Annotated in this window: 16 protein-coding genes; 11 read left to right on the top strand and 5 right to left on the bottom strand. The window is 51.7% G+C overall.

All coding sequences use genetic code 11. The features are described from left to right. Nucleotides 1-313: 313 nt before the first annotated feature. Entirely contained in the window at nt 314-1003 is a 690-nt protein-coding gene (locus Pan161_RS03490; RefSeq protein WP_145224206.1) for an HAD family hydrolase, read from the bottom strand. 31 nt (nt 1004-1034) lie between these two features. Beyond that, nucleotides 1035-1964 carry a pentapeptide repeat-containing protein gene (locus tag Pan161_RS03485; RefSeq protein WP_197995677.1) on the bottom strand — a complete coding sequence of 310 codons (930 nt, stop codon included), beginning with the start codon at nt 1962-1964 and terminating at the stop codon, nt 1035-1037. Nucleotides 1965-2244: 280 nt separating this feature from the next. Between Pan161_RS03485 and Pan161_RS03480 the strand changes: the two genes are divergently transcribed. From Pan161_RS03480 to Pan161_RS03460, 5 genes are all read left to right on the top strand, one after another. After that, nucleotides 2245-2865: a DUF5673 domain-containing protein gene (locus Pan161_RS03480; protein WP_145224205.1), complete on the top strand. Its 621-nt coding sequence runs from the start codon at nt 2245-2247 to the stop codon at nt 2863-2865. A gap of 24 nt (nt 2866-2889) precedes the next feature. Further along, nucleotides 2890-3414, top strand: coding sequence for a hypothetical protein (locus Pan161_RS03475; RefSeq protein ID WP_145224204.1), 525 nt, complete (start codon nt 2890-2892; stop codon nt 3412-3414). A gap of 243 nt (nt 3415-3657) precedes the next feature. Beyond that, entirely contained in the window at nt 3658-4716 is a 1059-nt protein-coding gene (locus Pan161_RS03470) for a hypothetical protein (RefSeq protein WP_145224203.1), read from the top strand. Between the two features lie 162 nt (nt 4717-4878). Further along, a complete protein-coding gene (locus Pan161_RS03465) occupies nt 4879-5229 on the top strand; it encodes a DUF6122 family protein (protein ID WP_145224202.1) in 351 nt (116 codons plus the stop codon). 39 nt (nt 5230-5268) lie between these two features. Continuing rightward, the gene (locus Pan161_RS03460; RefSeq protein WP_145224201.1) at nt 5269-5532 is read left to right on the top strand and encodes a hypothetical protein; all 264 of its coding nucleotides are present in this window, start codon (nt 5269-5271) and stop codon (nt 5530-5532) included. 14 nt (nt 5533-5546) lie between these two features. Here the strand turns inward: Pan161_RS03460 and Pan161_RS03455 are convergent, their stop codons facing one another. Genes Pan161_RS03455 through Pan161_RS03445 form a run of 3 tightly spaced genes read right to left on the bottom strand, consistent with a single transcriptional unit; the run spans nt 5547 to nt 9927 of the window. Beyond that, nucleotides 5547-6785 carry an exo-alpha-sialidase gene (locus tag Pan161_RS03455; protein WP_145224200.1) on the bottom strand — a complete coding sequence of 413 codons (1239 nt, stop codon included), beginning with the start codon at nt 6783-6785 and terminating at the stop codon, nt 5547-5549. Next, the gene (locus Pan161_RS03450; protein ID WP_145224199.1) at nt 6782-8386 is read right to left on the bottom strand and encodes an FAD-dependent oxidoreductase; all 1605 of its coding nucleotides are present in this window, start codon (nt 8384-8386) and stop codon (nt 6782-6784) included. The genes Pan161_RS03455 and Pan161_RS03450 overlap by 4 nt, the downstream gene beginning before the upstream one ends. Next, on the bottom strand, nt 8383-9927 hold the full coding sequence (locus tag Pan161_RS03445) for a sodium:solute symporter (RefSeq protein ID WP_145224198.1): 1545 nt from the start codon (nt 9925-9927) through the stop codon (nt 8383-8385). Before Pan161_RS03445 ends, Pan161_RS03450 begins: the two co-directional genes overlap by 4 nt. Before the next feature lie 89 nt (nt 9928-10016). On the opposite strand from Pan161_RS03445, the gene Pan161_RS03440 reads away from it, so the two are divergent. From Pan161_RS03440 to Pan161_RS03415, 6 genes are all read left to right on the top strand, one after another. Beyond that, entirely contained in the window at nt 10017-10757 is a 741-nt protein-coding gene (locus Pan161_RS03440) for an AraC family transcriptional regulator (RefSeq protein WP_145224197.1), read from the top strand. Nucleotides 10758-10861: 104 nt separating this feature from the next. Beyond that, the gene (locus Pan161_RS03435) at nt 10862-11311 is read left to right on the top strand and encodes a hypothetical protein (RefSeq protein WP_145224196.1); all 450 of its coding nucleotides are present in this window, start codon (nt 10862-10864) and stop codon (nt 11309-11311) included. Between the two features lie 118 nt (nt 11312-11429). Next, nucleotides 11430-11924, top strand: coding sequence for a hypothetical protein (locus Pan161_RS03430; protein ID WP_145224195.1), 495 nt, complete (start codon nt 11430-11432; stop codon nt 11922-11924). A gap of 142 nt (nt 11925-12066) precedes the next feature. Then, nucleotides 12067-12774: a hypothetical protein gene (locus tag Pan161_RS03425; protein WP_145224194.1), complete on the top strand. Its 708-nt coding sequence runs from the start codon at nt 12067-12069 to the stop codon at nt 12772-12774. An 87-nt stretch (nt 12775-12861) separates the two neighbouring features. Then, nucleotides 12862-13116, top strand: a complete 255-nt coding sequence (locus Pan161_RS03420) for a hypothetical protein (protein WP_145224193.1) — start codon at nt 12862-12864, stop codon at nt 13114-13116. Next, nucleotides 13116-14252: a tetratricopeptide repeat protein gene (locus tag Pan161_RS03415; protein ID WP_145224192.1), complete on the top strand. Its 1137-nt coding sequence runs from the start codon at nt 13116-13118 to the stop codon at nt 14250-14252. Before Pan161_RS03420 ends, Pan161_RS03415 begins: the two co-directional genes overlap by 1 nt. Nucleotide 14253 lies beyond the last annotated feature (1 nt).

Here is a 14253-nt window from a genome sequence, read left to right as displayed (position 1 = left end):
GAAAACAGTAAATTCGTAAGGAGGGGATTGCCTTGGTGGAGTGTGGGGTGAATCACCTGCGACATCTTGACCATCGTGTCAAATCTCTATTTCTGAACAGATTAATCTACGAGAAAATGATGTTTAAAATTGTGTGGGAACTCAGCTGTCTCGATTTATTCTGGTCGTATTATAGACAGGTTCAGTGAGGGCAGAAATTCTATGAAAGTTCAGAAACATTCTTCTAGATCGCATCACATTTAACCTTGGTGCCTCTATCAATGAGACTCAGTCCAAATGGCTCTGAAGACGTCACAGTAAAACTGGTCACAGTCTACAGCCCGATACGCTTTTTTAATTCAGCTGGGGTGATCGTTTCATAATTTGGTATTACGAAATCAGCGCCGGCCTCCTGAAGCTGCATCGCCTTATCTCCTTGTGCGATTCCCACGAACCGATAGCCAAGTTCTAAAGCCGTCCTGGCATCCCAGATTCCATCTCCAAACGCAATGATCGTTTTGAATTCTGTCACCGCGTACTGCTGGAGTGCACGTTCGACGGCGAGGGAACAGATACCAGTGCGGGTGAAGGCATCATTGGCAGACGCCAGGGGATAATGCCGGTGATCATAGCCGGACCGTTCGAGCTTGAGTCGTGCGGTCTGCTCCCAGCTACCCGTCGCGTAGGCAATCGCTATTTCCGGATCACTGTCCAGTCTGCTCAGAAATCGTGGACCGCCGGTGATGGGCTGACATTGTTCCGATGAAGTGTTGAATGCAGACTGCAACAGGGAAAAGTAATGTTCTGAGCTCCGGCTTATTTCTGATTCTATGGGAGCCTGGCCCCGCTGCATCTTAACCAGTCGAGTTGTGATAGCAGAGTCAGTCACATCCGGATAAATAGACCAGTCTGTGTCAATCTTCTGCAGACCGAATACATCTGTCAGAGCCTGGACGAAACAGGCTGTGTCGATGTCACTGGTATCGGTTAGTGTGCCATCAATGTCGAACAGGCAGAGTAGCATGGCTGATCAATCTGAAACATTTGGAACGTGTTTAATATACAGGTCTTCTTTTTCGCGGTGGCAATAATGCCAGAATGAAAATCCCTGTCAGCGCGATTGCTAACAGATAGTAGACATCATTCAAAAGAATGAATCGTTTGAACGTTTCTCGAAATCCAGGCACAATTTCTGGACCATTGAAAGTGTTGATGACTTTCTGTTGAAAAATTAATCTTACTAAAAAGTCACAACAGAGGCCTGTCAGCGGGAGCCCCACTAAAATGAAACCGATGATTCGGTAATATCCTTTTTCCGATGCAACTACGATCGCACCAGCGGTCATTCCCAAAAATAAAATCAGCAATGCCAGGCCCATGAATACTTCGACAATATAATTCTGGTGTAAGACTTTGACACCATACAGTCCCGCGAGGACAGAGATAAATAATCCAACCCCCAGTAAAAACAGGAAAGCGACAATCGTTGAGAGCATCATTAAATATCCTGTATACAGTTTTTTTTGTCGCAGGACGGGAGGTTCTGTTTTATTGTCTAGTACGGCATCAACCTTGATCGTACTCAGATCGATTCCTGTTGCATGATTGAGATTGATGTTTTTTAAAATGCCTTTCTCCAGATTGCTGTCACTTAAGTCAGCCCAGCTGAAGTCTGTTTCTGTCAGGTTTGCGTTGCTGAAATCCGCCCCTGTCAGCTTGGCTCCCGAAAGATTCGTGCACATCAGATCGGCATCGCTTAAGTTGGCGCCTGACAAATCAACCTCGCTCAGATCAGCACAACTCAAATTCGTTCTGAAAAGATTTGCGTCACGCAAATCCGCTTTTCGGAGTCGGATTTTGTATAAATCCAGTCCGCTCAAGTCTGCTTCTGTTAAGTTCAACCTCACCTGGGGGTGACTCATGCGCCAGAGCGATAAGGCTTTTGCCCCCTGTTGTACCAACGCTTCATGCTCAGGATTTGCCACACTTGTCTCCCCACAAAAATATCGTACGTTGATGCTATGCCCCCATTCTGAAGATACGGAAAGCAGGCTGCAATCAGCAATGAATGTGATTTATGAATGTAGAAGGAACTGAATCAGATGAGCCAGACCTCTCCCAAAAGTGTTAACGGCTTTGAACCACAGTTTCTCACCAGCAATCTGATTGACAGGTTGAACATGTCTGGTATTATGATTGTCTGTTCAGGTGTTTTGTGTGAATTCTTTTTTATAAAATATTCCAGAGCAAACGGAGCCTGATTTCATGAATACGGAAATCAATGCAAGCCAATGGAAGTGGGAAAACGGGAAAACCGTTCCCCTGATTCTGATCGGCCTGGTTGTGCTTCAGGGAATTCTGGCATTGCTCACTTCGTATTTCTTTCAGACCAGCCTGGGTGACGGAGTTATCTATGCAGGAATCATAAGTGGCTACCCGCTTTTATTCTGGTTTCTGTTCTCCTGGATCAGATCACTCCGGAGCTGTGGTTCAACCTTGCTTGATTGCAGAGGCCCACGATTCGAGCCTGCACTCATACTGCTCGCATTACTGTTATTACCAGGTGCAGTGTTGAGTTTCTTCGTCAGTGCCGAACATGGTCAAGGAATCCTCATGGGAGGACTTCTGCTCTCTACCCCCATCATGATGCTCATCTTTTCTTCAGGTCGGTTACTGATCGTTGAAAATGGGGTCTGGTATCATGGGACTCTATTCAAATGGGATGAAATTACCGGTTACAGTTGGACGGGAGATGCGAATTCACAGTTGGTCCTGCAATCCAGCAAAAGGTTTTTCAAAGGGGCTGGCCCTCCGCTGTCCGTTCCACCGGAGTTGAAAGCAGCGGTAAACGAATTGCTGCAAAAACATATCCAGTCAGGAAGCTGACTTCTTTTATGAAGGATGATTGCGATGAGACGAACACGTAATTTAATGCTCTCACTTTTGGTGTGGACCGGAATGGGTCTTCTGCTTTCTTCCACGACTGCGCAAGCGAAAGCAAAAGTGGCTGGTAAAAAAAGTCTTGGTGGCTCTGGGGAAATGATTCAACTGAATCTGCCTGCCGAACAGCGGGAGTTAAGCGGAATTCGCATTCACGGTTCGCGGTATGGCACGGCAAAGCCACCTCAGGAGCAATTTCTGATTTATGTTTTGAATCAGGACCTGACCGAAGTCGTCGCGACAGAGATGGCGCCGTACGCGCTGTTTGAACGGGGAGCAGAACAGTGGGTGGAGATCAAATTTCCGAGACCGATTACCGTGCCTGCGGATGCCTGGGTTATCGTCGATTTTCGCGCGGGACGGACGAAAGGGGTCTATGTCAGCTATGATGACAGTACAGAGGGGAGCCGTTCTCGTATCGGCCTACCCGGAATCGAACCCAAACCGACCGGCTTTTCCGGCAACTGGATGATTGAGCCCCTGGTTTCCAGGTGAGCGACAGGGAGATCTAGACTGTGTCCAGTTTTACTGTAGCGTCTCCAAGGCCATTTGGACCGAGTATACTAGATTGAGAGACGCTATGGTTAAATGTGATGCGCTCTAGACTCCAGCCTGATATGGCAGAGATCGGCAGTTGTTATTTTAGGGGTTTGTCTGGTAAGCTGCCAGAATGGAATAATACAGCTGAAGATGATACTTGAGCCCATGAATCCGTTCAGACTTCTGGAGTATTCTGCTGTGAGAAAGACCGTTCAGCTCAATATGCGTAAAGATTCTCGAGAGATCTACCAGCATCTCCTGCAGAGAATCCGGGATTATCCCGTTTATATTAACAACGGACCAGGAGAGGATGCGGATGACATCCGACAGATAACTCTTGGTTTTTCCTACGATCAGTCAGGCTGGATTGCTGTTGTTTTTGACACACGTCCCGATGCGGAAGTTGACGGTACATGGCAGAACTTTATTGAACAGAATTGCATCGATTATCTACACTGGAATGCCGTCTGGGATCAGGTGTCCGAAGGCAAATGTCAATTAAAAGTGCTTTTGCCTCTGGGGAAAAAAACAGACGTCGTTCCTTTCGCTGAAATGGAAGAGTTTGCGAGTTCACTGGGACAGGTCCTGAGTGATCTGTTGATCAAAGCACGTGATGCCGGTGAATTCAGCAGTTTGCCCGTTGATGCAAATTGTTTCCTGACGGTCGAAGATCACGATGGAACATTTGGATGGAAAACGTTTCTAGACGGTCGTATTCAGGATGAATCAGGCGAAGAACCAGAGCTTGTGTTGTGTCATCGGATCAGAAAACTGTCGGTTCAAAAGCAGATCGAATATTGGATAGGTCAGCTTGATTTAAAGGCGTCAGAGAAACCATCAGATCTGGATCACTTTATTTCCGGGACAGACCTGGCTTTGAATGAACTGGAAGCGATCGGCGAGAAAGCCGTCGTCCCGCTGCTGGAGCTGTGTTGTCGATGGGCGGGACAGCCGGAGTGGAACGGTGATCGACCCAGGAGGAACTTTCAGGAAACGCCAGTCCAGAACATCGTGGTGAGGGCCATCTGGAAAATCAATGAAATGAACGTGGCTACAACATTGGTGGAAGGCCTGCTGCATGCCATTATCTATGAGTCTGTCGAAGCCAATGAGAACCGCCGACTCTGGGGAATTATCCCCTATCACACTGCCTGCTGTCTATACGACCAGTTTGAAGGCTATCCTAAACCGCAACAAAATGAGAAGACAAACGAGTTAAAAAATCCGCAAGCGTATCTGGGGGCGTTTCTCAAGTGACTGCCGAATTCTGTGTGACGGCAGGTAGAGATTGAGAACGGGCTCATTTTAATTACAGTCCGCATTGAAATCCCGATCAGAGACCGTTAAACAGGGAGTCAATCTGATCTTACTGTATCAGTTGGTTACTCTGAAATATTGGTTTTAGGATCCCCTGCACTTATGGAAGCTGTCCCGGATGTCGTGAGGCATCTGATTCATTATGCGTGTCACCTGCTGGTTCCCTTTCTGATTGCGCGGCTGTTCTGGAAGGAACACTGGCTGCAGGCGGGGCTGATTATGCTGGCGACGATGCTGATTGATGTCGATCATCTGCTGGCCGACCCGATCTTTGATCCGCATCGCTGCAGCCTGGGATTTCATCCCCTGCATACCTGGAGGGCGGCGGCCGTGTATGCGACGCTACTCTTTATTCCCTCCTGGCGCTGGCGGGCGGTGGCAGTGGGCTGTCTGTGGCATCTGGCGACGGATGGGATCGACTGTCTGCTGGGCGGGCATTGTCTATTTTGTTGAGCCGGTTGTGTTCCAGTTACTCATTACGGAGTCCTGACTATGTATGAGCAGATCGCGCGTGAGAGTTCTTCAACGGAAGCGGCTCTCCAGAAACTGCATCGCGTCGGTGCGGGGCCGATTGAAGCGATTAAAGCCCTGCGCGCCGGTCGGGGACTTTCGCTGGCAGAAGCCAAGGAGCTACTGCATCAGTCCCCTGCCTGGAGCACGGAGGCCCGGAATGCTGAACTGTTCCATGAGGGCCTGTTTGAGGCTCTGGGATCGGATCATCCCAGAGAGGATGAAGAACCGGGATCAGAAGTTTAATGATAACAGCCTTCCTATTCACTCAGCAGGGCATCTATGTCTGACAGTTTCACGCGGAAGACTTCGGTTTGCACCTTGTTCCGTGAGAAGGCGATAAAGAGATAGCCGCCGTGCTCAATCACGTGCGGGTACTGCAGGCTGGCGATGCCGGCCCTGAATTCCTTTTTGAGCGAAGCGACTTCTTCTGGTAGCTCTGCTGGTGAGGGAATCTCGAGCTTTGCCAGGCGGGTGAAGGTTTTGTTGTCGGGGCTGACTGCTAGATAAAGTTCGCGGCGGTTGACTTTCGGATGCGCGTTAAGCACGAGTACGCGGTAACCATGACTGGTGGCGAGGGAGAAGAGTTTGCTTTTGGCGTTGGGGAAATTGGAGATCACAGGAGGCTCCCAGGAGCGACCTTCATCATTTGATGTAGAGAAGAACAGCCGCTGCGAGTTGCCATTATCGCGGAAGAGGGCATACAGACTCTTATCTGGTAGCACCCAGAAGATCGGTTCATCAGGACGGAAGCCTTTGACCTGTTGCACACCAACCACGGGAAACGATTTCCAGTCGCCCAGCGATTTCACACCGCCAACTAATACGCTGACATTAAACCGCGAATCGCGGCGGGTGAGAATCCAGTTGTTAGAGGGGAGCTTCTGCGGAGGGAAGTTGTTGATGGCATTGTCGTAGAGTTGGCCTTCATAAACCCACTTGTCCTGCTTTGGCTCCCAGCGATAGGCGATCAGTTCCAGATGTTTTTTGTCCTGTGGTCCGAAAGCACCGTGTCCCTGATATTTTGCTGCCAGAGCCAGCAATTGACCGTCTCGGAGCCAGAGACCGCGGGCAATGAACGCGTGGGGCTTCTCGGGAGTGCCAGTTACCGATTTCGCTTTGCTCCACTGCACTCCATCGACGCTGGTGGCGTATTTGATTTCCTGTGTCGGTTCGTCTTCAATGCGAGGGCCATCACTCCAGATGCACCAGAATTTACCAGCGTGATAGATCAGGTAGTTGTGCAGGTTCAGTCGCAGGTCGCGAAGATCTATATCACTTGATTTCCTGGGGTAAGGCCCCGGGGCAGCCGCGTTGATGATCGCATGGGCGCCTATCAGGACCGGGAGCTTCTGGTAGTCGATCTCTGCAGCATCAGTGCCGGAGTCGGGGAGGTTCAGTACCGGGACCGGTTGCTCTGTTTTCTCTTCTGCGGCAGACAGTGTGGGGAAACTGGTTGTGAGGGACAAAACGGTGAGCGTGAGAAGCAGATGTTTCATGACAGTGGTTCCTTGGCTGAAGAGCTTGTCGAAGCAGGATGATGTTTCAGGATCTGACCCACACGGGCCAGTTGTTGTTGTAGTTCGTTAATCGGAATGTTTCGCGGGGCGCACTGTGCCTGGATTGCCAGATGTGCGGCGATTCCAGCCGCCTGTCCTAGAGCCATCCAGGTGGGTTCCATTCGAATAGAAGAAAAAGCGACGTGCGTTGTTGAAGCGGCAACTGGAACAATGAGCCCGTCAATGGTCTGTGGGATCATAATCCGATACGGGATCTCATACGGTCGGGTAATCTGATCGAGCATGCCCAGGTAACCTTCGAGAACGATCGTATCGCCCGGCTGTCGTGTCTGACAGGGAAAACTATCGATCGGGAATTCGCCAATGGCAATCGTGTCAGGGAAGGCTTCGATTTCACTCTGGTTTATCCCCTGCTCCGGCTGATGCGTGATCTGCCGCTCCGTGAGTGTGAACTCTCCTTTCAGACGGCGGGCCTCGCGGATATACAGCTGCCAGGGGAAATGATCGTTGTCGGTAAATTCATCTGACGGGAGATGATATTGGCAGGCGATCTCACGCTGTGCAGGGGGGATTTGCTTGTCATTTTGCAGAAACCAGAGCAGCCCGAGAGTCCGGTTGCGTATGTTTGTGCTGATTGCTAAACGTGTTGCAGTGTCTCCCATGACATAGCCGCGATTCAGTTCCGGAAAGGGGAAGCCGAGCGGACGCGGGTTGATATTCACGTCAGTTTTTCGGTTGGGGAGTGGCGTGATACTGAATGCCCGGACCATGGTGTTAAAGTGCGCCGGTTCGTAGCCCCGGCCCGGTTTGAGCTGCAGCGGGCCGGCCAGACGACCCGCGGCGAGATCCTCGAAATAGCCAAGATAATGACTGCGGTCGTAGTCGGGAGGCGGTTCTGTCAGTTGAGCGGCGTTGGCCGGATCGGTTGTCAGACAGAGGCGATATGTGTATGCGGGGAGTCGGTCGTCACCCGCCCCGGTGCTGCCGGGAAGAAACTGTTGTCGTTGATAGTCGAAATAGATTTGGCCAGCGTGGGGTTCATTGAATTCGTTGCGGGATTCGCGTCCCAGGCGGAAGTCGGCACCCGCAGCGGCGAAAAGGTCGCCTTCGTACGTCGCATCAATGAAGGTCTGTGCGCGGACAGCCTGTGATGTACCCGCTGTCGTATCGATGATCTCGATTGCGATCAGACGGTTTTCGCTGGTCGTGGCAGAGACCAGCCTGTGTTTCGTGAGGATCTTAATCTGAGGATGTTCCAGCATGTCGTGGAAGACGGTTTCGGCGACGGAGGGTTCAAAGTAGTAACCGTTCTGACAGAGTGACACGTCTTTTGATTCAGGCTCGTAGTGATCGAGGTAGTACTGGTGGATGCGCTGCGTGAATTCCTGAAACAGACCGCCGATCAGGTGGCGGCGTTCGACGTCGCTTTTGCCCAGACCGCTGGTGGACATGCCGCCGAGATGGGACTGCGGTTCGATCAACAACACGCTGCGTCCGAGTCGGGCGGCAGCAATGGCAGCGGCGATGCCGGCCGGCGTGCCTCCGAGAATCACGATGTCGGTCTGCAAAATAGCACTCATGAGTTTTTCTCCAGAGTCCAGACGGTCAGACCAGTGAGATCACGGGAATTAGGACCGCGAAACAGACTCACACAGACAGCCAGGACGATGAAGGCCAGATTGACAAACAGGCCAACCCAATAAGTATGAATTTCGAGCGACCATGATTCCGGCAGCCAGCCGCCCGTACTCAGACCGAGATAGAGGTTGACCAGAATCGCTCCTGATAGTCCAATGACGGCTGACGTATTATCAATGCGGCGGGTGAAAAAGCCGAGCATGAACAGGCCCAGCAGGCAGCCGCCGAAGACGGAGGCGATAATCCAACTCAGGTCGTTCATGCTTTCCTTCTCGACGGAACTGAAGAAGACGGCGCCACCGATCATCAGCACCGAGGCAAACACTGCGATCAGTCTGGCAAATCGTAAGTAGAAGCGGTCGTCTTTTCCCGGTGCAAGCCAGGGTTTAAGCAGGTCGACGGTAGTGACAGTGGCGATAGAGTTGATTGATGAGTCGAGGCTGGACATGGCGGCCGCGAGGACTCCGGAAATCACCAGCCCGGCCAGTCCCGCGGGAACCTGCGTGAGGATGAACCAGGGGAAGACTTCATCGGCCTGGAGGTTTGCGACCGCGGCTTCCGGAAAGACGCGATAGAAGACGAAGACGCAGGTACCAATCAGAAAGAAGAAGGACCAGGTCAACACGGCCAGAACCGAATAGATGGTGGTCGCTTTGCGAGCTTCGCGCAGACTGCGGGCGGCAATAAACCGCTGGATAACATTCTGATCGCTGGAGTAAATCGCGAGCCAGTTCAGAATACCCAGCAGCGAGACGGTCCAGAAGGTACGTTCGGTGAGGTTGAAGTCAAACGACCCGACGCCGAATTTGCCTTGAGCTGAGCCGACTTCGAAGACCTGCGCGAGTCCGCCAGGCAAACGTAGGACAATGATGGTGAAGCAGAGGATGCCTCCCAGCCAGAGGACGATGGTCTGAATGACGTCGGTCCAGATGACGGCTTCAATCCCGCCGGCGATGGTGTAGAAGGAGATGAAAATGCCGACGCCTATGATCACGAGACGAATATCCCAACCAGTCAGCAGGCTGACCGGAATCGAAACCAGGAAGAGAACTTTTCCGAGGCGGATCAGTTGCAGGAGAATGAAACTGAGTGTGCCGTACAGACGCGGGACGCTGCCGTAACGATCTCCCAGGTATTCGAAGGCACTGGTGGTGTTGCCGCGGCGAAAAAAGGGAATGAAGACGATGATGGCCAGCACGGCAACGAAGGGTAAGGTGAGGTTGGAGATCAGCTGTCTCCAGTCGAGTGCAAACGCGGCTGCCGGGAAGGCGAGGAACGTGACCGAACTGATGGAAGTACCCAGCATGGAGAGTCCGATGGCCCAGCCGGGGAAATTCCGATCGCCGAGGAAGTAGTGTTCGGTCGACTGGTTGCGGCGGGAAAACCAGAGTCCCATCCCCGCCATGAGTGTGAGATAGACGAGGATCGCGGCCAGGTCGAGCGGGCGAAAGTGAACCGAATTGGCGAGGAGCACTGATAACATAATCGGCCATCCTACTGTTGACGATCCCACTGAGGAATAGGAGAATCGGTTATTTATATGTCAAAAACGATCATTGGGAAACTGTCGTGATGGGAGACTCATTTCAGTATATTGCCAGTAACCGGGTGCGGTTTCACCAGGAATTGCATCTGCGGCCCCGGCGGATCTCGCATTACCGGTTTCTGTATGTGGAGTCGGGCAGCGGCGAGTATCGCATCGCCGAGGAATCGTTTCAGGTCACTGCGGGTTGGCTGGGGCTGTTGGCGCCTGGGGTGCGGGAGAACCGGTATTTTAGTCGGGAGTCGGTTTCGTATCTGTTTGTCGAATTTCAGGCGGCGGCGCGGTTGACGGAAGAACGTGCGGTCCCCTTCCCTGGCCAGGAGCCACAACGGTCGGCGCTCATTGGTTTGTTGAAAACGATCCAGGCGGAACAGGCGGATGCGGGGGGCTGTCTCTTGGCGGCTGCGGTGCGGCTGATGTTTCCGGAGGGCGATCAAGGCACACAGCGACGGCTGGATGATCGACTGCGGAAGGTGGTGCGGCTGATTGAAGCGGCCCCGGATCAGAATCATCGGATCAGCGCGCTGGCGGAGACTGCGGGGCTCTCGGAGCCGCATCTCAGACGGTTGTTTCGCGAGCAGATGGGAGAGAGTCCCAAACAGTTTCTGAGACGGACCCGCATGGAATTCGCACGGCGGCTGATGCAGCATGAGGGGCTGCGGGTGGGAGAAGTCGCGCACCTGTTGGGGTTTGCGAGTGTCTTTCAGTTCTCGGCCCAGTATCGGCAGGTACTGGGGCATCCGCCTTCGGAGGATCGGGGGACGGGGTGATGCGTCAGCAGGAGGATCTGTTTCGCTTCCTGACGTGGATATTTCGGGTGTGTATGATGAATGTGGTAAGATGATCTGATGGTGGCAGGAGTGCCGTTAGTGCAATGTATTCAAAGGGAACTGGTGGAGTGGTGATGGACGTCTTTAAGCGAATCAATGAGATTGTTGAGAAAACGAATATTGATGATTTCAGAATAGATTCTTATACAGGGGACAATCTCCTGATTACCGGAAGTTTTGATTTCGCGTATTATCACGAGGTCGAAGTTGAGTTTCACGAGGTTATGTATCTTTCCTTGCCAGTTCTGTTTTCGAACCCACTCTTTAGGCTGGCCTCCGTTGACGAAATCGAAGTGGTTCGGAAATTCATTGCCGTCGGTGACAGGCATACGGTTTTTTGTATTGAAGCTGAAAGTGATGCCAGTTTTGAGAAAATTCCTTTTTATGTGGTTGCTGAAAGTGTCAGGCTGCGAGAAGGAACCGTTTATTATTATGAACGGGAACATTTAGAAGAGAATGAGCGGATTGCGGACTGGGTGAAACGAAAATCCTGAAGGTGGCCCCCTGTTCTTTTCTTTCAGCAGAATTGGCGCTCTCTGGTATTCACTGTCGGGCAAGCCGACAAATGGCACCCGGTGATTGAGACACTTCGCAAGAATTGAGTATGAGGCTATGGAATATGATCCGATATCTCATGTGACCTGTCGACTCCAGCAGGAGTCGGGGCGGAAGTTGATTCTCAATCAACTGGAACAGTCACAGACTTATGCCGGGATGCTGGAAGGTGTCCCTGACAAGAAAGCCAATGATTGGGGGATTGATGTTGATCTGCGGCGCGCTGCTCATCGTGAGTATACACTGGGAGAGCCGCATCTGATCTCGCCACGCCGTCGTGATTATCAACATGAACCGGGGGACAGGGAACAGGCGCGCGAGAGGCGATCGAACTATCCTGAAGAATGGGAGATGGATCCGGAATGGATCCCGTTGATCTGCTGTATTGGCTGTTTTAAATCATTTCCACCGGCACACGACCAGGAGAAGGATGGTTCCTGCCTGACGGTGGTCTGGTATCAGGATGATTATGCGCTTCCGATTGATGCGGAAGTATTACAATCATTGAAACAGTTGGACTGGGATTGCCTGGCGACTGATTTTGAGTATTGATGGTTCGACTGTTTATCCAGGGCGTCCCCTGTTCTGCAGAAACTGCTTGCTGTCTGCAGTCTCACGTGTTACTTTGTTATTGGCACTAGTCAAATCAGATGTTACGACCTCACACTTGAACCTGCTGTGTAAGGAAAAAACCATGCCAGTATCTGATGAAGAATTTGCCGCGTTAAGTGATCGTGTGGATGCATTAGAGGAATTTCTCCGGACCGATGGGTTCAGTGAGCTTCCTGAACGCATTGTGGCGCTGGAAAACAGGACGCCTCGCCGTACTCCCAAAGTGATTTCGCTGGCCGAGATCTTTTCGAAATCGAGCGGTGGGGCTCGTGCCGTTGTGTCATACCTGATGATCGCTTCCATCGGTCTGCCTGTGCTACTGATTTTCTTGTTGATGAATTCGCTCGAGTCCCATCCTGACAATGCCCGTAATCTGATTACGATCGTGTTCTGCCTGGGTACGATGGCGGTAGCAGGGGGACTGGCCTATATCGCAATCCGCAAAAATGACCTGGATAAAGCCAAGGATGTGCTGATCATTCTGATTGGAATATTTGGGACGATCGTTGGTTTCTATTTTGGTTCCGCCGAACATAACAAGGGGAATGAAGATGATGATAACCAGAGTCAGATGACAGAACAGGAACAGAATCAAAGCCAGACGCCACCGACGAACGGGGAGCAACCCCAAGTTCTGCCGAAGAAACCATCCAAGCCGCCTGCCGGTGATAATTTGGAAACCCCGGCGAAAAATCCTGTGCCGTCTGCAGAACAACCCCAGAAACCTGCTGGCGAAAAGCCTGCGGAAGAGATAGCGGAAGAGAAACCTGTCGAAGAAAAAACAGAATGAATTCTAACTCTCAGGAGCCAGAGCATCCATTAAATTTTCCTGCTCCAGATCAAGTCAATCGGAAAATGAAATCAGGGAGATTGTTCTATGAGTAACGGGGAAGCTGCGGCACAGGAAGAAATGGTACAGGCACTTTACGCATTTGGGGCAGAAAAGATGCGTGATGGCGCCTCGAGTCAGCAGGTTCAGGCAGCATTAATGGAGGAAGGCGTCGATCAGGAAACGTCGGAGATGATTGTCTCGCAGTTAAGCGAAGCCCGTGATTCACAGCAGAAAGAAGCAGCTCAGAAAAATATGATGTTCGGAGCGTTGTGGTGTATCGGTGGAATGGAGCGAGGTTAATGCGATCATTAGGCACTTCGATTCTGGTCTGTACGCTGCTGATGCCGACTCCTCTGCTCGCCTGCATGTGGGACCACGACACGCTACAGATGGAACGGCAGCGGTTTCCCTACGCGCAGGAACTGATTACCGGCCATTTTCTGAGGCACTCGGATGCCTATTATGAATGGCGGATCAAAGACCGTAGCCAAAAGACAACAGCGGATCGTAAGCCGGCCGACTATGATGACCTGGCGGTGGCTTACGAAAAGCTGGGAGAGCACGACAAAGCGATTGAACTCATTCAGGAGAAGATGGCACGCTGGCCGGAACAAGGCCGCTATGAGTCGGAAGCGAACCTGGGGACGTTCCTGATCCATGCCGGTCACTATGCAGAGGGACTGGAACATATTAAGCGGGCAGTTGAGATTAATCCGGAGGCGCATTTTGGTCGCGAGGTGTATCAGAAGCTACTGGTGGAGTATGTGATGCAGCAGCGGGCTGGGGGGGCGACTCTGCCATTGAATAAAAGCTACGATCTGGGGAAGACTGGTTTTACCACATTTCTACTCGAACAGCGACAGGTGATACAAGCAGACGAACAGCAGGAAATTGATAAAGCGGTCAAAGGTGTGCTGGGAATGATGCGGTTTGGCAATTATCGTTCTCCGATTCTGCTGGAAGCGCTGGGAGATCTGCTGATGGCAACTGACTGGCAGGATGATTCCAAACTGCTGGCGTCGCGAGCGTATCTGAAAGCTGCCTATGAAGCGCCAGAGACAACTGCGAAAGAATTTTACCGCGAGCGAGCCAAAGAGATCCTGGAAACACAGGTGGCACGCAACCTGGAACAGCTGGAAACAGAGTTGAAACAGGAGATTGAACAGGGGAACGTGTTTTATGCGCAAATCGAGTCGGACGAAGCTGCCTGGGCGGATGCGGGTGAGAACCTGGACCAACACTATGGCGAAAAGTATTATCAGCGACCAGAGTTGACAGTGGATCATACCAACTACCCTGCTGATCCCGCAAAGCGGGCTGTTCTGTTATTGCTGTCCCTCGCTGGTGGTTTTGTCCTGCTGGTACTCCCCGGTTGTGTGCTGATCTGGCGCTGGATCAGAAATTCCCGTCGATTGGCCCAAGAGGCAAAGGAGTGAA

The organism is Gimesia algae, from assembly GCF_007746795.1.
In the GTDB taxonomy this organism is placed as follows: domain Bacteria; phylum Planctomycetota; class Planctomycetia; order Planctomycetales; family Planctomycetaceae; genus Gimesia; species Gimesia algae.
This window is presented reverse-complemented; position numbering and strand designations above follow the sequence as displayed.